Here is a 17,673-nt window from a genome sequence, read left to right on the forward strand (position 1 = left end):
GTAACTCCCCCTTAACCCTTGGCCTTGACCGCCGGGCGAACGATAACGTCGCTACCGGTAGCGCCAGGCACGGAGCCCTTGATGAGCAGCAGGTTACGCTCAGCGTCAACGCGAACGACCTCAAGAGTCTGCACGGTTACCTGCTCGGCACCCATGTGACCAGACATCTTCTTGCCCTTGAATACACGGCCCGGGGTCTGACACTGACCGATGGAACCGGGTACACGGTGGGAAATAGAGTTACCGTGGGTAGCGTCCTGGCCGCGGAAGTTCCAGCGCTTGATGGTACCGGCAAAGCCTTTACCCTTGGACTGACCAGTTACATCCACCTTTTGACCTGCTTCGAACAGGCCAACAGTCAGCTCGGAGCCAGTTTCGTACTGGGAGCTGTCTTCCAGGCGGAACTCGAGCACCTGGCGACCGGCAGCAGCGTTGGCTTTGGCAAAATGCCCAGCCATCGGCTTGGTCACGCGATTGGCACGACGCTCACCCACAGTCACCTGAATGGCTTGATAGCCATCGGCTTCCAGGGTCTTAACCTGAGTGACGCGGTTCGGTTCTACTTCTACAACCGTAACCGGAATAGATACACCATCTTCAGTGAAAACGCGGGTCATACCGCATTTCCGGCCGACTAAACCAATAGTCATTTTGTAAACCTCATGAGTGCACGGGGCTATTACCCGCTATGGCCGCCCAACACAGGGCGTTACACGACCTTTAGCCCCCGTTGTGGGGCTATCAGCCGAGGCTGATCTGAACCTCTACACCTGCGGCCAGGTCCAGCTTCATCAGCGCATCGACAGTCTTGTCGGTGGGCTGAACGATATCCAGCACCCGCTTGTGGGTACGGATTTCATACTGATCGCGCGCGTCTTTGTTGACGTGCGGCGAAATCAGAACAGTAAAACGCTCTTTACGAGTCGGCAAAGGGATCGGACCACGCACCTGAGCCCCAGTACGCTTCGCGGTATCCACGATTTCCTGGGTAGATTGATCGATCAGGCGATGGTCAAAAGCTTTCAACCGAATACGGATCTGTTGGTTCTGCATTTGACCAGAAACTCCAAGCAACTGATTTCAGGCGCAGCCGAACTCCGGATGCACCCGTCCAAGGGAGGCGCAATTCTACTGATGCACCTCATCACTGTCAACCAAAAGAAAAGCCCCCGCGATGCGAGGGCTTTTCCCTTGTACAACTCAGATCATCATTCGATGATCTTGGCTACTACGCCGGCACCAACAGTACGACCGCCTTCGCGGATCGCAAAGCGCAGACCGTCTTCCATCGCAATCGGAGCGATCAGAGTGACGTCCAGCTTGACGTTGTCGCCCGGCATAACCATTTCCACGCCTTCCGGCAGTTCGCAGGAACCGGTTACATCAGTAGTACGGAAGTAGAACTGCGGACGATAGCCCTTGAAGAACGGAGTGTGACGGCCGCCTTCGTCCTTGCCCAGCACGTATACTTCAGCTTCGAAGCGAGTGTGCGGAGTGATGGTGCCCGGCTTGGCCAGAACCTGACCACGCTCAACGTCTTCACGCTTGGTACCACGCAGCAGTACACCAACGTTCTCACCAGCACGGCCTTCGTCCAGCAGCTTGCGGAACATTTCAACGCCAGTACAGGTAGTCTTGGTGGTGGCCTTGATACCAACGATCTCGACTTCTTCACCAACCTTGACGATACCACGCTCTACACGACCGGTTACTACAGTACCGCGACCGGAGATGGAGAATACGTCTTCGATCGGCATCAGGAACGGCTTGTCGATAGCACGCTCAGGCTCAGGGATGTAGGCATCCAGAGTCTCAACCAGCTTACGAACGGCAGTGGTGCCGATTTCGTTGTCGTCTTTGCCTTCCAGCGCCATCAGCGCGGAACCGATGATGATCGGAGTGTCATCGCCCGGGAAGTCGTAGGTGCTCAGCAGGTCGCGAACTTCCATCTCGACCAGCTCCAGCAGCTCTTCGTCATCAACCATGTCGGCCTTGTTCAGGAACACGACGATGTAAGGAACGCCAACCTGACGGGACAGCAGGATGTGCTCGCGGGTCTGCGGCATCGGGCCGTCAGCAGCGGAGCAAACCAGAATAGCGCCGTCCATCTGGGCCGCACCGGTGATCATGTTTTTCACATAGTCGGCGTGACCAGGGCAGTCAACGTGCGCGTAGTGACGAGTCGGAGAATCGTACTCTACGTGCGAGGTGTTGATGGTGATACCACGAGCCTTTTCTTCCGGCGCGTTGTCGATCTGGTCGAAAGCGCGGGCAGCACCGCCGTAAACTTCTGCGCATACACGGGTCAGTGCAGCAGTCAGAGTGGTTTTACCATGGTCAACGTGACCGATGGTGCCTACGTTCAGGTGCGGTTTGCTACGTTCAAATTTTTCTTTAGCCACGGTTGATAACCTCTTTAATTAGCCTAGGTTCAAGTTAGCCTTGCTTCTTGATGATTGCTTCGGCGATGTTCATGGGTGCCTCGGCGTATCTCGAAAACTCCATGGAGTAGCTCGCACGTCCCTGGGACATGGAGCGAACATCCGTGGCGTAACCGAACATTTCACCAAGCGGAACCTCAGCGCGGATCACCTTACCGGAAGGAGAGTCTTCCATACCCTGGACCAGGCCGCGACGACGGTTCAAGTCGCCCATTACGTCACCCATGTAATCCTCAGGGGTGACAACTTCGACTTTCATCATCGGCTCGAGCAACACGGCGCCGCCCTTCTGGGCCAACTGCTTGGTGGCCATAGAGGCAGCAATCTTGAACGCCATTTCGTTCGAGTCGACATCATGATAGGAACCGTCGTAGACGGTTGCCTTAAGGCCAAGCAGCGGATAGCCGGCGAGCACGCCGTTCTGCATCTGCTCCTCGATACCCTTCTGGATCGCCGGGATGTATTCACGCGGAACCACACCACCGACAATTTCATTAACGAACTCAAGCTTCTCGTCACCCGCCTCGGTCGGCTCAAAACGAACCCATACGTGACCATACTGACCACGACCGCCAGACTGACGCACAAACTTGCCTTCGATCTCACACTTGTTGCGAATCGCTTCGCGGTAAGCCACCTGCGGCTTGCCGATATTGGCCTCGACGCTGAACTCGCGCTTCATGCGATCAACGATGATATCCAGGTGCAGCTCACCCATACCGGAGATAATGGTCTGACCCGACTCTTCATCGGTACGCACACGGAAAGACGGATCTTCCTGCGCCAGCTTGCCCAGAGCGACACCCATCTTTTCCTGGTCGGCCTTGGTGCGCGGCTCCACCGCTACCGAGATAACCGGCTCAGGAAACTCCATGCGCTCAAGAATGATCGGCTTGTCGATAGCGCACAGGGTGTCACCTGTTGTCACATCTTTCATACCGATCAGCGCGGCGATATCACCCGCGCGCACTTCCTTGATCTCTTCACGGGAGTTGGCGTGCATCTGAACCATACGGCCAACGCGCTCCTTCTTGCCCTTGACCGAGTTCAGCACGGCATCACCGGACGAAAGCACCCCGGAATACACACGGGCAAAGGTGAGCGTACCGACAAAGGGGTCAGTCGCGATCTTGAACGCCAGAGCCGCAAAGGGCTCGGCATCATCGGCGTGACGCTCGTCGGAACGCTCTTCGTCGTTCGGGTGCACACCCTTGATCGCCACCACCTGATCCGGCGCAGGCAAAAAGTCGATAACCGCATCCAGCACCAGCGGCACGCCCTTGTTCTTGAAGGACGAGCCACAGACCGCCGGCACGATCTCGCAAGCCAGGGTGCGCTGACGCAACCCTGCCTTGATATCCTCGACGGAGAGCTCACCCTCCTCAAGGTATTTGTTCATGAGGTCTTCGTTGGCTTCAGCAGCCGCCTCGACCATCTGTTCGCGATACTCGTTGGCCTGATCAAGCAGCTCAGCGGGAATCTCTTCCTCAACAAAGCTCATACCCTGATCTTCGTCATTCCAACGAATCGCCTTCATGCGCAGCAGATCGATCTGCCCCATGAAGTTTTCTTCAGCACCGATGGCCAACTGCACGGGCACGGGCGTATGACCAAGACGCTTCTTGATCTGCTCGACCACGCGCAGGAAGTTGGCGCCCTGGCGATCCATCTTATTCACATAGACGATGCGCGGGACGCCATACTTGTTGGCCTGACGCCAAACGGTCTCGGATTGCGGCTCGACGCCCGACGTACCACAGAACACCACGACGGCACCATCAAGCACCCGCAGCGAACGCTCAACCTCAATAGTGAAGTCGACGTGGCCGGGGGTATCGATGATATTGACGCGATGCTTGTCGTACTGCTTCTCGGAACCCTGCCAGAAGGCGGTGGTAGCAGCAGAAGTAATGGTAATACCACGCTCCTGCTCCTGAGCCATCCAGTCCATGGTGGCAGCGCCATCATGGACTTCGCCCATCTTGTGGTTCACGCCTGTATAAAACAGGATCCGCTCCGTCGTCGTAGTCTTGCCCGCATCGACGTGCGCGCAAATACCAATATTACGGTACAGATTGATCGGGGTTGTACGAGCCACAATAGTCTCCTGAGCCGTTTAGAAGCGGTAGTGAGAGAACGCCTTGTTGGCTTCAGCCATACGGTGGACGTCTTCACGCTTCTTAACAGCGGCACCCTTGCCGTCAGCGGCATCAGCCAGCTCACCGGCCAGGCGCAGAGCCATGGACTTCTCGCCACGCTTACGGGCAGCATCAACCAGCCAGCGCATCGCCAGAGCGTTGCGACGGGAGGGACGCACTTCAACCGGAACCTGGTAGGTGGCACCACCTACACGGCGAGACTTAACTTCCACGAGCGGAGCGATCGCATCCAGAGCCTTTTCGAACAGCTCAACCGGATCTTCGGCCTTGGTGCGCTCTTTCAGCTTGTCCAGCGCGCCGTAAACAATGCGCTCAGCGGTGGACTTCTTGCCGCTTTCCATTACGTGGTTCATGAATTTCGCGAGAATCTGGCTACCGTATTTCGGTTCTGGCAGGATCTCACGTTTTGCCGCTACACGACGTCTTGGCATGATAAGCCCTCAAACGGTCTTCAGGTTAGCCCGGGACTGTAACGATCTGGTTACGCCCGACCTTACTCTTATCGACACAGGTAAATTGAATTCGGTATTACTTCGGACGCTTGGCGCCGTACTTGGAACGACCCTGCTTACGATCTTTAACACCGGAGGTGTCCAGAGAACCGCGAACAGTGTGGTAACGCACACCCGGCAAGTCTTTTACACGGCCGCCGCGAATCAGAACGACGCTGTGCTCTTGCAGGTTGTGGCCTTCACCACCGATGTAGGAAGAAACTTCGTAGCCGTTGGTCAGACGAACACGGCAGACTTTACGCAGAGCCGAGTTCGGCTTCTTCGGCGTAGTGGTATACACGCGAGTGCACACACCACGACGCTGCGGGCAGTTCTGCAGGGCCGGCACGTCGCTTTTTTCAGCAACGCGCTTGCGCGGCTTGCGAACCAGCTGGTTGATTGTTGCCATCTAGCAAACTCCACTGATGTCGGAATGACATACGTTAATAAAAAATGGCAGGACGAAGTGCCCCGCCAATTTTAGGGGTACGAGATCATATAGAGCCCGCACCCTGTCGTCAAGGCGCCCGGCCCTTGCGGGCCGGACCACCTATCAGCCTTCGCTTGAGTTCAGAGCATCAGACAGAGCCTGTTCAACTTCACTCGCGCTGACTTTGACCGGCTTGTCGGCTTGACGCTGACGCTTGCGCTCGGCGTGGTAAGCCAGACCAGTACCGGCCGGGATCAGACGACCGACGACCACGTTCTCCTTCAGACCACGCAACTGATCGCGCTTGCCGGTAACGGCAGCTTCGGTCAGCACGCGGGTGGTCTCCTGGAAGGAGGCCGCAGAAATGAAGGACTCGGTCGACAGCGACGCCTTGGTAATACCCAGCAGCACGCGATCGTACTTGGCCGGGAACTTGTCCTGGCCACCCAGCTCGGCGTTTTCTTCCAGCACCTGGGTCAGCTCTACCTGATCGCCCTTGATGAAGCTGGAGTCGCCGGACTCGGTGATCTCGACCTTGCGCAGCATCTGGCGAATGGTCACCTCGATGTGCTTGTCGTTGATCTTCACGCCCTGCAGACGGTAAACGTCCTGAATCTCGTTGACGATGTACTTGGCCAGCGCGCTGACACCCAGCAGACGCAGGATGTCGTGCGGGTTGCTCGGGCCGTCGGAGATAACTTCACCCTTGGTAACCTGTTCACCTTCGAACACGTTCAGGTGACGCCACTTCGGAATCAGCTCCTCGTACGGATCGCTACCATCGGTCGGGGTGATGACCAGACGACGCTTGCCCTTGGTTTCCTTACCGAAGGAGATGGTGCCGCTGATTTCCGCCAGAATGGACGGCTCTTTCGGGCGACGCGCTTCGAACAGGTCGGCAACGCGCGGCAGACCACCGGTGATGTCGCGGGTTTTCGAGGTTTCCTGCGGGATACGTGCAACAACGTCACCCACGTTCACCTTGGCGCCGTCGGACAGGTTGACCAGCGCGTTAGCGGGCAGGAAGTACTGGGCCGGTACGTCAGTACCCGGCAGCAGCAGCTCTTTGCCGTTCTCATCAACCAGCTTCACCGCCGGACGAATGTCCTTACCAGCCGCCGGACGATCCTTCGGATCCATGACCTCAATGTTAGTCAGACCGGTCAGTTCGTCAGCGGTGCGCTTGATGGTGATACCTTCGTCCATACCGAAGAAGGCAACGGTACCGGAAATTTCGGTCACAATCGGGTGGGTGTGCGGATCCCACTTGGCGACAACCGCGCCAGCGTCCACATTGTCACCTTCCTTGACGGAGATAACGGCACCGTAGGGTAGCTTGTAGCGCTCACGCTCACGACCGAACTCGTCGGCAATCGCCAGCTCACCGGAACGCGATACGGCAACCAGTGCACCGTCGGCACGCTCAACGTGCTTTAGGTTATGCAGGCGGATGGTGCCGCCGTTCTTGACCTGAACGCTGTCAGCGGCAGAAGTACGGCTCGCCGCACCACCAATGTGGAACGTACGCATGGTCAGCTGAGTACCGGGCTCACCAATCGACTGGGCTGCGATAACACCTACCGCCTCACCAATGTTGATCAGGTGACCGCGGGCCAGGTCACGACCGTAGCAGGTCGCACACACACCGTAGTGGGTGTCACAGGTAATCGGCGAGCGCACGATGACTTCATCGACGCTGTTCTTTTCCAGGAACTCGACCCACTTCTCGTCGATCAGGGTGCCGGCCGGAACGATGGTTTCCTCACCACCCGGCTTGAGTACGTCGCGGGCAACAACACGGCCCAGCACGCGCTCACCCAGCGGTTCAACGATGTCACCACCTTCAATGTGCGGCGACATCAGCAGGCCGTTGTCGGTACCGCAATCGGTTTCGGTGATCACCAGATCCTGCGCGACGTCAACCAGACGACGGGTCAGGTAACCGGAGTTGGCGGTCTTCAGTGCGGTATCAGCCAGACCCTTACGAGCACCGTGGGTCGAGATGAAGTACTGCAGTACGTTCAGACCTTCACGGAAGTTCGCGGTGATCGGCGTTTCGATGATGGAGCCGTCCGGCTTGGCCATCAGACCACGCATACCAGCCAGCTGACGAATCTGGGCAGCGGAACCCCGCGCACCGGAGTCAGCCATCATGTACATGGAGTTGAAGGACTCCTGATCAACCTCTTTGCCTTCGCGATCAAGTACGCGTGTGCTCTTGAGGTTGTCCATCATGGCCTTGGAGATTTCATCGTTGGCCTTGGACCACAAGTCGATGACCTTGTTGTACTTCTCGCCCTGGGTTACCAGACCGGAGGCGTACTGATCTTCGATTTCCTTCACTTCCTCGGTGGCTTCATCAATGATGCGTGCCTTCTCATCCGGGATGACGAAGTCGTTCACACCAATGGACGCACCAGAGATGGTGGAGTACGCGAAACCGGTGTACATCAGCTGGTCAGCGAAGATCACGGTTTCTTTCAGACCTACCACGCGGTAGCACTGGTTGATCAGCTTGGAGATCGCTTTCTTCTTCAGCGGCTGGTCGACCATTTCATAGGGCAGACCTTTGGGCAGCACCTGGAACAGCAGCGCACGGCCGACAGTGGTGTCGACGATACGGGTTTCGGTGGTCCAGCTGTCGTCCTTGTGCTTGACGGTTTCGGTGATACGCACCTTGACCATCGCGTGCAGCTCAACCTGACCGCTGCGGTACGCCATCTCGACTTCATTGACGTTGGAGAAGGCCATGCCTTCGCCGCGGGCGTTGATGCGAGTGCGGGTCATGTAGTACAGACCCAGTACCACGTCCTGGGACGGCACGATGATCGGCTCGCCAGACGCCGGCGACAGGATGTTGTTGGTGGACATCATCAGCGCACGCGCTTCCAGCTGGGCCTCAAGGGTCAGCGGAACGTGGACGGCCATTTGGTCACCGTCAAAGTCGGCGTTGTAAGCGGCACAGACCAGCGGGTGCAGCTGAATCGCCTTACCCTCAATCAGCACCGGCTCGAACGCCTGGATACCCAGACGGTGCAGGGTCGGCGCACGGTTCAGCAGTACCGGATGTTCGCGGATGACTTCAGCCAGGATGTCCCAAACCTCAGGCAGCTCGCGCTCAACCATCTTCTTGGCAGCCTTGATGGTGGTCGCCAGACCACGATGCTCCAGCTTGCCGAAGATGAAGGGCTTGAACAGCTCCAGTGCCATTTTCTTGGGCAGACCGCACTGGTGCAGACGCAGGGTCGGACCTACCACGATCACCGAACGACCGGAGTAGTCAACGCGCTTACCGAGCAGGTTCTGACGGAAGCGACCCTGCTTACCCTTGATCATGTCGGCCAGGGACTTCAGCGGGCGCTTGTTGGTGCCGGTGATGGCACGGCCACGGCGGCCGTTATCCAGCAGCGCGTCAACCGACTCCTGCAGCATACGCTTTTCGTTGCGCACGATGATGTCAGGCGCAGACAGGTCAAGCAGGCGCTTCAGACGGTTGTTACGGTTGATCACGCGGCGGTACAGATCGTTCAGATCGGAGGTCGCAAAGCGGCCGCCATCCAGCGGTACCAGCGGACGCAGGTCCGGCGGCAGGACGGGCAGCACGGTCATGACCATCCACTCCGGCTTGTTGCCGGAGCCGTCAAAGGCTTCCATCAGCTTCAGGCGCTTGGACAGCTTTTTGATCTTGGTTTCCGAGGTGGTCTGCGGGATTTCTTCGCGCAGCTTGCCAATCTCGTGAGACAGATCCATAGCAGTCAGCAGCTCGAAGACGGCCTCGGCACCCATACGGGCATCGAAGTCGTCGCCGAACTCTTCCAGTGCTTCAAAGTACTGCTCGTCGTTCAGCAGCTGGCCCTTTTCCAGGGTAGTCATGCCCGGCTCGATAACGACGTAGCTCTCGAAATAGAGCACGCGCTCGATATCACGCAGGGTCATGTCCAGCAGCAGGCCGATACGGGACGGCAGGGACTTCAGGAACCAGATGTGGGCAACCGGCGAAGCCAGTTCGATGTGGCCCATGCGCTCACGACGGACCTTGGCCAGTGCAACTTCAACGCCACACTTTTCACAGATCACACCGCGGTGCTTGAGGCGCTTGTACTTGCCGCACAGGCACTCGTAGTCCTTCACCGGGCCAAAGATCTTGGCACAGAACAGGCCGTCACGCTCCGGCTTGAAGGTACGGTAGTTGATGGTTTCCGGCTTTTTAACTTCGCCGTAGGACCAGGACCGGATCATCTCCGGGGATGCCAAGCCGATTCGAATGGAATCGAACTCTTCAATCTGTCCCTGGGACTTGAGCAGGTTCAATAAGTCTTTCAAGGCCTATACTCCTCGCAGTGTCTCAAGGGCGGCGCTCGCCGCCCGAGACGTGGGCAGTTGGTGTTTATTCGGATTCCAGTTCGATATCGATACCGAGCGAACGGATTTCCTTGACCAGTACGTTGAAGGACTCGGGCATGCCGGCCTCCATGCGGTGGTCTCCGTCCACGATGTTCTTGTACATCTTGGTACGGCCGTTCACGTCGTCCGACTTCACTGTCAGCATTTCCTGCAGGGTGTAGGCGGCGCCGTAAGCTTCCAGAGCCCAGACCTCCATCTCCCCGAAACGCTGACCACCAAACTGCGCCTTACCACCCAGCGGCTGCTGGGTAACCAGGCTGTAAGAACCGGTAGAACGCGCGTGCATCTTGTCGTCGACCAGGTGGTTCAGCTTGAGCATGTACATGTAGCCCACGGTCACCGGACGATCAAAGGTGTTACCGGTACGACCGTCGTACAGCTTCATCTGACCGCTATCGGGCAGATCAGCCAGACGCAGCATGTGCTTGATCTCGGTTTCCGCAGCACCATCAAATACCGCAGTTGCCATCGGCACACCGCCACGCAGGTTCTTGGCCAGCTCGATGATTTCAGCATCGCTCAGATCGTCCAGGCTTTCCTGACGACCGCCTACCTTGTTGTAGACCTCGTCCAGGAACTTGCGCAGTTCACCGATCTTGCGCTGCTCTTCCATCATGCGATTGATCTTCTCGCCCAGACCTTTGGCCGCGAGGCCCAGGTGGGTTTCAAGGATCTGACCGACGTTCATACGCGAGGGTACGCCCAGCGGGTTCAGCACGATATCAACCGGCGTGCCGTTCTCGTCGTGCGGCATGTCCTCAATCGGCATGATCACGGAGATAACACCCTTGTTACCGTGACGACCGGCCATCTTGTCACCCGGCTGGATGCGACGCTTGATTGCCAGGTAGACCTTGACGATCTTCAGTACGCCCGGTGCCAGGTCATCGCCCTGCTGCAGCTTGCGCTTCTTGTCTTCAAACTTCTCGTCGAGCAGCTTGCGGCGGTCAACCAGGTACGCCTGGGCGCGCTCCAGCTGTTCGTTCAGCGCGTCATCAGTCATACGCAGCTTGAACCACTGGCCACGCTCAATACCGGCCAGAATGTCGGCCGACAGCGCAGTGCCTTTCTTCAGGCCGGCACCACCTTCGACGGCCTGACCGTCCAGGGCAGAGGCCAGACGCTCAAAGGTCGCGGTTTCAACGATGCGGAACTCTTCCTGCAGATCCTTGCGGATCTCGTCGAGCTGCTCTTTCTCGATGGCCAGGGCGCGCGTGTCACGCTCTACACCGTCACGAGTGAAGACCTGCACGTCGATGACAGTACCCTTGGTGCCAGTGGGCACGCGCAGGGAAGTGTCTTTCACGTCGGAGGCTTTCTCACCAAAGATGGCACGCAGCAGCTTCTCTTCCGGCGTCAGCTGGGTTTCGCCCTTGGGCGTTACCTTACCAACCAGAATGTCGCCCGGGCCTACTTCGGCACCCACGTAGACGATACCGGCCTCATCCAGCTTGCCCAGCGCAGCCTCGCCCACGTTCGGGATGTCAGAGGTGATTTCCTCTGGCCCAAGCTTGGTGTCACGAGACACACAGGTCAGTTCCTGAATGTGAATAGTGGTGAAGCGATCTTCCTGAACAACACGCTCGGACACCAGGATGGAGTCCTCGAAGTTGTAGCCGTTCCAGGGCATGAACGCGACGCGCATGTTCTGACCCAGAGCCAGCTCACCCATGTCAACGGAAGAACCGTCAGCCAGAATGTCCTTGCGCGACACCACGTCACCTTTTTTCACCAGCGGGCGCTGGTTGATGCAGGTGTTCTGGTTGGAGCGGGTGTACTTGATCAGGGTGTAGATATCGACACCCGCTTCACCGGCTTCCACTTCGTCGTCGTTGACACGAACAACGATACGGCTGGCGTCGACGGAGTCGATCACGCCGCCACGGCGAGCAGTCACACACACACCGGAGTCGCGAGCTACGTTGCGCTCCATGCCGGTACCTACCAGCGGCTTCTCGGCACGCAGGGTCGGAACCGCCTGACGCTGCATGTTCGAGCCCATGAGTGCACGGTTAGCATCATCGTGCTCAAGGAACGGAATCAGCGAGGCCGCCACCGACACAACCTGACGCGGCGATACGTCCATCAGGGTGACGTCTTCCGGCGCCTTAACGGTGAATTCGTTCATGTGACGCACGGCCACCAGATCGTCCACCAGCTTGCCGCCTTCAACCTTGGCGCTAGCCTGGGCGATGACGTGATCAGCCTCTTCGATGGCCGACAGGAATACGATCTCGTCGGTCACCTCGGCGTCTTTAACACGGCGGTACGGGCTTTCCAGGAAGCCGTACTGGTTGGTACGCGCGTAGGTCGCCAGGGAGTTGATCAGACCGATGTTCGGACCTTCAGGGGTCTCGATCGGACATACGCGACCGTAGTGGGTCGGGTGTACGTCACGCACTTCGAAACCGGCACGCTCGCGGGTCAGACCGCCCGGGCCAAGGGCCGATACGCGGCGCTTGTGGGTAATCTCGGACAGCGGGTTGTTCTGGTCCATGAACTGGGACAGCTGGCTGGAACCGAAGAACTCCTTGACCGCAGCAGCCACCGGCTTGGCGTTGATCAGGTCCTGCGGCATCAGGCCTTCGCTTTCGGCCATGGACAGACGCTCTTTGACCGCACGCTCAACGCGCACCAGACCTACACGGAACTGGTTTTCGGCCATTTCGCCAACGGAACGGATACGACGGTTACCTAGGTGGTCGATATCGTCCACCACGCCCTTGCCGTTACGAATGTCGACCAGGGTCTTGAGTACTTCGACGATGTCTTCCTTGCTCAGCACGCCGGCGCCTTCGATCTCTTCGCGACCGATACGGCGGTTGAACTTCATGCGGCCAACGGCGGACAGGTCGTAACGCTCGCTGCTGAAGAACAGGTTGGCGAACAGGGTTTCGGCAGCGTCCTTGGTCGGCGGCTCGCCCGGGCGCATCATGCGGTAGATTTCTACCAGCGCTTCGAGCTGAGTGGTGGTGTTGTCGATACGCAGGGTATCGGACACGAACGGACCACAGTCGATCTCGTTGGTGTACAGGGTTTCCAGACGGGTGATCTGCGCCTTGGCCAGCTTGATGACCAGGTCGGCGGTGACTTCGGTGTTGCAGTCAACCAGGATCTCGCCAGTCGCCGGATGCACGATCGGCTTGGCGACGGTACGGCCAATCAGGTAGTCGAACGGCACTTCCAGGCTGGTGATGCCGGCCTTTTCCAGCTGGTTGATGTGGCGCGCAGTGATACGGCGGCCTTTCTCGACAATGACCTTGCCCTTGCCATCTTTGATGTCAAAGGTTGCGATCTCACCACGCAGGCGCTGCGGCACCAGCTCGAGCATCAGGCTTTCGCCCTGCACCTCGAATACGTTGGTGTCGTAGAACATGTCGAGGATTTCTTCGGTCTGGTAACCGAGGGCACGCAGCAGTACGCTGGCCGGCAGCTTGCGGCGACGGTCGATACGGACGAAGACACAATCCTTGGGGTCGAACTCGAAGTCCAGCCAGGAGCCGCGGTAAGGAATCACGCGAGCGGAGTACAGCAGCTTGCCGGAGCTGTGGGTCTTGCCACGGTCGTGGTCGAAGAACACACCCGGGCTGCGGTGCAGCTGGGAAACGATGACACGCTCGGTACCGTTGATGACGAAGGTACCGTTTTCGGTCATCAGGGGGATTTCCCCCATGTAGACTTCCTGCTCCTTGATGTCTTTGATCGCCTTGTTGGACGACTCACGATCAAAGATGATCAGGCGCACTTTTACACGCAGCGGCACGGCGAACGTCACGCCCCGCAGTACGCATTCCTTGACGTCGAAAGCCGGGTCGCCAAGGCGGTAACCGACGTATTCCAGAGCCGCATTACCCGAATAGCTGATAATGGGGAAAACAGATTTGAAGGCCGCGTGCAGACCGATATCACGGACAGCGCCCTGGGCAGATTCAGCCTGGAGGAATTCCCGGTAGGAATCCAGCTGAATGGCCAGAAGGTAAGGCACATCCATCACATGCGGCAGTTTGCCAAAGTCCTTGCGGATACGTTTTTTCTCAGTATATGAGTAAGCCATCAGCGTTCCCCAGCTTGGTCACCTGCTTGATTGGCCTTCCCGCGGCGCGGGAAAGCCTGAAAATGCGTGCAAGACACCAGTCTTGCTCACTCCCCGGGAGTGCTTCGCTGCATGCGCCAATCAGCGCGATACAACGGAAAAAGGCCGGTGGCACACAGGCCACCAGCCATCAATCTGACCGGTAAAATCAGATTGTCGACGCAAGGTCGGGCGAGCTTACTTGAGCTCGACCTTGGCGCCAGCTTCTTCCAGAGTCTTCTTGGCAGCTTCGGCCTCTTCCTTGGAAGCGCCTTCCTTGATGGTGCCCGGAGCGCCGTCAACCAGTGCCTTGGCTTCTTTCAGGCCCAGACCGGTCAGCTCGCGAACTGCCTTGATGACGTTAACTTTCTTGTCGCCAGCTTCGGTCAGAACGATGTCGAACTCGGTCTGCTCTTCAGCGGCAGCGGCGCCACCAGCAGCCGGGCCAGCAGCAACAGCAGCGGCAGCGGATACACCGAACTTCTCTTCCATAGCGGAGATCAGTTCGACAACCTGCATGACGGACATTTCGGATACGGCGTTGATGATATCTTCGTTGGTCAGAGCCATGACTCTAAATTCCTGTATTGGGGGACGGCCTGGGCCGTCAAAACATTAAAAGCGTAAAAAGCAAGCGAGGCGCCTATCAGGCGGCTTCGGCTTCCTTCTGATCGCGGACTGCAGCCAGAGTACGAACGAACTTGCTGGTAGCGCCTTGGATAACGCTCATCAGCTGTGCAATTGCTTCGTCGTAAGTCGGCAGGGAAGCCAGCTTGTCGATTTCAGTTGCTGCAAGGAAGTTGCCTTCGAACGCAGCTGCTTTGATCTCGAACTTGTCCTGACCCTTGGCAAATTCCTTGAACAGACGAGCAGCAGCGCCCGGGTGTTCGTTGGAAAACGCGATCAGAGTCGGACCCACAAAGGTTTCGTTCAGGCATTCGTAATCGGTGCCTTCGATCGCACGACGCAGCAGGGTGTTACGTACAACGCGTACGTAAACGCCAGCTTCGCGTGCATCCTTGCGGAGACCAGTCATAGCAGCAACGGTCACGCCGCGGGCATCAGCCACAACGGCAGACAGCGCACCTTTGGCAGCTTCGTTGACTTCAGCGACGATGGCTTTTTTGTCTTCGAGCTTGATTGCCACGGGTTTTACTCCTGGATTTACCATTGACCGCCCTTGCGAGCGGCAGTTTTGGTGTCTGATCCAGCCTGTACTGAATCGGGAGCACCATCTGCGTAGGCCTGAGGGATCTCTCCCGGGGTTTAAGGCTTGCGCCGCCTACGGTCTTGGATAGCCCCCACAGTGCAGGGACCCCAATAAGAAAGGCGCACCGCGCGAGCGATGCGCCTAATACATCAGATGTTCAGGGAAGCCTGATCGATCTGTACGCCCGGACCCATGGTCGTACTCAGGGTCACGCGCTTCAGGTAAACACCCTTCGAGGTGGACGGCTTGGCCTTTTTCAGGTCAGCCAGCAGCGCCTCAACGTTCTCCTTCAGCTTGGTGGCGTCAAAGCCAACCTTGCCGACGGAGCAATGGATGATGCCGTTCTTGTCGGTGCGGTAGCGAACCTGACCAGCCTTGGCATTTTTAACGGCAGTCGCAACGTCAGCGGCAACAGTACCGACCTTGGGGTTCGGCATCAGGCCACGCGGACCCAGCACCTGACCCAGCTGGCCAACAACGCGCATGGCGTCCGGGGAAGCGATAACAACGTCGTAGTTCAGATCGCCAGCCTTCATTTCGGCAGCCAGATCATCCATACCAACCTTGTCAGCACCCGCCGCCAGAGCAGCCTCAGCATTGGCGCCCTGAGTAAAGACAGCAACGCGGACAGTCTTGCCAGTACCGTTGGGCAGCAGAGTAGCGCCACGAACGACCTGATCAGACTTACGCGGGTCAACGCCCAGGTTCACAGCAACGTCAAAGGACTCAACGAACTTGACGTTGGACACTTCAGCCAGAACGGCTGCAGCTTCTTCGAAGGTGTAAGCCTTGTTAGCCTGTACCTTTTCGGCGATTGCCTTTTGACGCTTGGTCAGCTTAGCCATTACACACCCTCCACATTCAGGCCCATGCTGCGTGCAGAACCAGCGATGGTACGCACAGCAGCTTCCAGATCCGCAGCAGTCAGATCAGCCTCTTTGGCCTTGACGATCTCTTCCAGCTGGGCGCGGGTAACGGTACCCACTTTCTGGCTATTCGGACGCGGGGAGCCGCTCTTCAGGCCAGCGGCCTTCTTCAGCAGAACGGCAGCGGGCGTGCTCTTGGTTTCAAAGGTAAAGCTGCGGTCGCTGTATACAGTGATGATCACAGGAGTCGGCAGACCCGGCTCAACGCCTTGAGTCTTGGCGTTGAACGCCTTGCAGAATTCCATGATGTTGACACCGTGCTGACCCAGAGCCGGACCTACCGGCGGACTCGGGTTGGCCTGGCCGGCCTTGACTTGCAGCTTGATATAAGCCTGAATCTTCTTTGCCATTGTCTTTCTCCGAAGGGTAATAGCGCCTTGCGGCTTCCCGTTTAAAAACATTCCCCGACTGACAACAAAACCCCGCAATGCCTAAGCACTGCAGGGTTCAGGGAATCAGATGAGATCAGCCCTTTTCGACCTGGCCGAACTCGAGCTCCACCGGAGTGGGGCGACCAAAAATGAGAACCGCCACCTGAACTCGGCTTTTCTCATAGTTAACCTCTTCGACAACCCCGTTGAAGTCAGCAAAGGGACCATCGGTAACACGAACCACTTCACCCGGCTCGAACAGCGTTTTTGGCTTAGGCTTGTCGGTGCCATCGGCAACACGACGCAGAATAGCCTCTGCCTCACGATCAGTAATCGGCGCAGGCTTGTCAGCGGTACCGCCAATAAAGCCAAGCACGCGAGTAGTATCTTTCACCAAGTGCCAGGTACCCTCGTTCATCTCCATCTGAACCAGGACGTAGCCAGGAAAGAACTTGCGCTCGCTCTTGCGCTTTTGACCGTTGCGCATTTCCACCACTTCTTCAGTGGGGACCAGAATCTCGCCGAATTGGTCTTCCATTCCGGCCAGCTTGACACGCTCCTGCAGAGAGCGCATTACATGCTTTTCGAAGCCCGAATAGGCATGCACGACGTACCAACGCTTAGCCACGGAGCACCTTTAACCAATGAACTGAGAAACGATCCAGCCCAGCAGGCTATCCAGACCCCAGAGAATCAGGGCCATAACCAGAACCACAGCAACCACGATCATCGTGGTTTGTGCAGTTTCCTGCCGAGTAGGCCATACGACCTTGCGTATTTCGATACGCGCTTCTTTCAGCAGCGACCAGAACGCCTTGCCCTTGGAGGTCTGCAGCGCGACAAAGCCGGCAACCAGACCCAGAACAACTAGCGCGATCGCGCGATACAAAACAGGCTCGGCAGAGAAGTAGGAATCCCCGAACACACCAACGGAGACAATTAAAGCCACAACAACCCACTTAATGACATCGAAGCGGTTATCGTTAAGCTCTGCCTTAGCGCTCATGAATCTTAAAGTCCTGTTTTGGAAGCCAGATATAAATCTGGCAGGCCAGGAGGGAATCGAACCCCCAACCTGCGGTTTTGGAGACCGCCGCTCTGCCAATTGAGCTACTGGCCTGTAATCGCAGTCGAGCCGGCAATACTACCGGCCCGACAGTTCAAGATCA

General features: G+C 57.6%; 14 protein-coding genes and 1 tRNA gene. All 15 read right to left on the reverse strand.

From position 1 onward, the window contains the following. Positions 1-11: 11 nt before the first annotated feature. The 15 genes from rplC to HV822_RS07120 all read right to left on the reverse strand — a co-directional run bounded on the left by rplC (position 12) and on the right by HV822_RS07120 (position 17,624). Positions 12-650 (reverse strand): 50S ribosomal protein L3, encoded by a 639-nt coding sequence (gene rplC, locus HV822_RS07050; protein WP_083728642.1) that lies wholly within the window; start codon positions 648-650, stop codon positions 12-14. Positions 651-741: 91 nt separating this feature from the next. After that, the gene (rpsJ, locus tag HV822_RS07055; RefSeq protein ID WP_044501102.1) at positions 742-1,053 is read right to left on the reverse strand and encodes a 30S ribosomal protein S10; all 312 of its coding nucleotides are present in this window, start codon (positions 1,051-1,053) and stop codon (positions 742-744) included. A gap of 155 nt (positions 1,054-1,208) precedes the next feature. Next, positions 1,209-2,402, reverse strand: a complete 1,194-nt coding sequence (gene tuf / locus HV822_RS07060) for an elongation factor Tu (protein WP_238873023.1) — start codon at positions 2,400-2,402, stop codon at positions 1,209-1,211. Between the two features lie 34 nt (positions 2,403-2,436). Next, the gene (gene fusA, locus HV822_RS07065; protein ID WP_238873024.1) at positions 2,437-4,539 is read right to left on the reverse strand and encodes an elongation factor G; all 2,103 of its coding nucleotides are present in this window, start codon (positions 4,537-4,539) and stop codon (positions 2,437-2,439) included. Positions 4,540-4,557: 18 nt separating this feature from the next. After that, entirely contained in the window at positions 4,558-5,031 is a 474-nt protein-coding gene (rpsG, locus tag HV822_RS07070) for a 30S ribosomal protein S7 (RefSeq protein ID WP_096006473.1), read from the reverse strand. Between the two features lie 97 nt (positions 5,032-5,128). After that, positions 5,129-5,500: a 30S ribosomal protein S12 gene (gene rpsL / locus HV822_RS07075; protein WP_080048726.1), complete on the reverse strand. Its 372-nt coding sequence runs from the start codon at positions 5,498-5,500 to the stop codon at positions 5,129-5,131. Between the two features lie 144 nt (positions 5,501-5,644). Beyond that, complete coding sequence (rpoC, locus tag HV822_RS07080; RefSeq protein ID WP_238873026.1) at positions 5,645-9,844, reverse strand: DNA-directed RNA polymerase subunit beta'; 4,200 nt, start codon at positions 9,842-9,844, stop codon at positions 5,645-5,647. A 64-nt stretch (positions 9,845-9,908) separates the two neighbouring features. Then, on the reverse strand, positions 9,909-13,979 hold the full coding sequence (gene rpoB / locus HV822_RS07085) for a DNA-directed RNA polymerase subunit beta (RefSeq protein WP_238873028.1): 4,071 nt from the start codon (positions 13,977-13,979) through the stop codon (positions 9,909-9,911). Positions 13,980-14,195: 216 nt separating this feature from the next. Next, a complete protein-coding gene (rplL, locus tag HV822_RS07090) occupies positions 14,196-14,567 on the reverse strand; it encodes a 50S ribosomal protein L7/L12 (protein WP_238873030.1) in 372 nt (123 codons plus the stop codon). 76 nt (positions 14,568-14,643) lie between these two features. Further along, positions 14,644-15,144, reverse strand: a complete 501-nt coding sequence (gene rplJ, locus HV822_RS07095; protein ID WP_238873031.1) for a 50S ribosomal protein L10 — start codon at positions 15,142-15,144, stop codon at positions 14,644-14,646. A 212-nt stretch (positions 15,145-15,356) separates the two neighbouring features. Next, positions 15,357-16,052 (reverse strand): 50S ribosomal protein L1, encoded by a 696-nt coding sequence (rplA, locus tag HV822_RS07100; protein WP_083729006.1) that lies wholly within the window; start codon positions 16,050-16,052, stop codon positions 15,357-15,359. Next, the gene (rplK, locus tag HV822_RS07105; protein WP_238873033.1) at positions 16,052-16,483 is read right to left on the reverse strand and encodes a 50S ribosomal protein L11; all 432 of its coding nucleotides are present in this window, start codon (positions 16,481-16,483) and stop codon (positions 16,052-16,054) included. Before rplK ends, rplA begins: the two co-directional genes overlap by 1 nt. 115 nt (positions 16,484-16,598) lie before the next feature. Continuing rightward, entirely contained in the window at positions 16,599-17,132 is a 534-nt protein-coding gene (gene nusG, locus HV822_RS07110; RefSeq protein ID WP_238873034.1) for a transcription termination/antitermination protein NusG, read from the reverse strand. Between the two features lie 9 nt (positions 17,133-17,141). Continuing rightward, a complete protein-coding gene (gene secE, locus HV822_RS07115; RefSeq protein WP_096006480.1) occupies positions 17,142-17,510 on the reverse strand; it encodes a preprotein translocase subunit SecE in 369 nt (122 codons plus the stop codon). A 38-nt stretch (positions 17,511-17,548) separates the two neighbouring features. Further along, positions 17,549-17,624: transfer RNA gene (locus HV822_RS07120), tRNA-Trp, on the reverse strand. Between the last annotated feature and the right edge of the window lie 49 nt (positions 17,625-17,673).

The sequence above is a fragment of the Halopseudomonas maritima genome (assembly GCF_021545785.1).
Lineage (GTDB): Bacteria > Pseudomonadota > Gammaproteobacteria > Pseudomonadales > Pseudomonadaceae > Halopseudomonas > Halopseudomonas maritima.

What these genes read in the sequence shown, in the direction of transcription:
- rplC (WP_083728642.1), bottom strand. Translation starts at nt 650, where the DNA reads ATGACTATTGGTTTAGTCGGCCGGAAATGCGGTATGACCCGCGTTTTC.
- rpsJ (WP_044501102.1), bottom strand. Translation starts at nt 1,053, where the DNA reads ATGCAGAACCAACAGATCCGTATTCGGTTGAAAGCTTTTGACCATCGC.
- rpsG (WP_096006473.1), bottom strand. Translation starts at nt 5,031, where the DNA reads ATGCCAAGACGTCGTGTAGCGGCAAAACGTGAGATCCTGCCAGAACCG.
- rpsL (WP_080048726.1), bottom strand. Translation starts at nt 5,500, where the DNA reads ATGGCAACAATCAACCAGCTGGTTCGCAAGCCGCGCAAGCGCGTTGCT.
- rpoB (WP_238873028.1), bottom strand. Translation starts at nt 13,979, where the DNA reads ATGGCTTACTCATATACTGAGAAAAAACGTATCCGCAAGGACTTTGGC.
- rplL (WP_238873030.1), bottom strand. Translation starts at nt 14,567, where the DNA reads ATGGCTCTGACCAACGAAGATATCATCAACGCCGTATCCGAAATGTCC.
- rplA (WP_083729006.1), bottom strand. Translation starts at nt 16,052, where the DNA reads ATGGCTAAGCTGACCAAGCGTCAAAAGGCAATCGCCGAAAAGGTACAG.
- rplK (WP_238873033.1), bottom strand. Translation starts at nt 16,483, where the DNA reads ATGGCAAAGAAGATTCAGGCTTATATCAAGCTGCAAGTCAAGGCCGGC.
- secE (WP_096006480.1), bottom strand. Translation starts at nt 17,510, where the DNA reads ATGAGCGCTAAGGCAGAGCTTAACGATAACCGCTTCGATGTCATTAAG.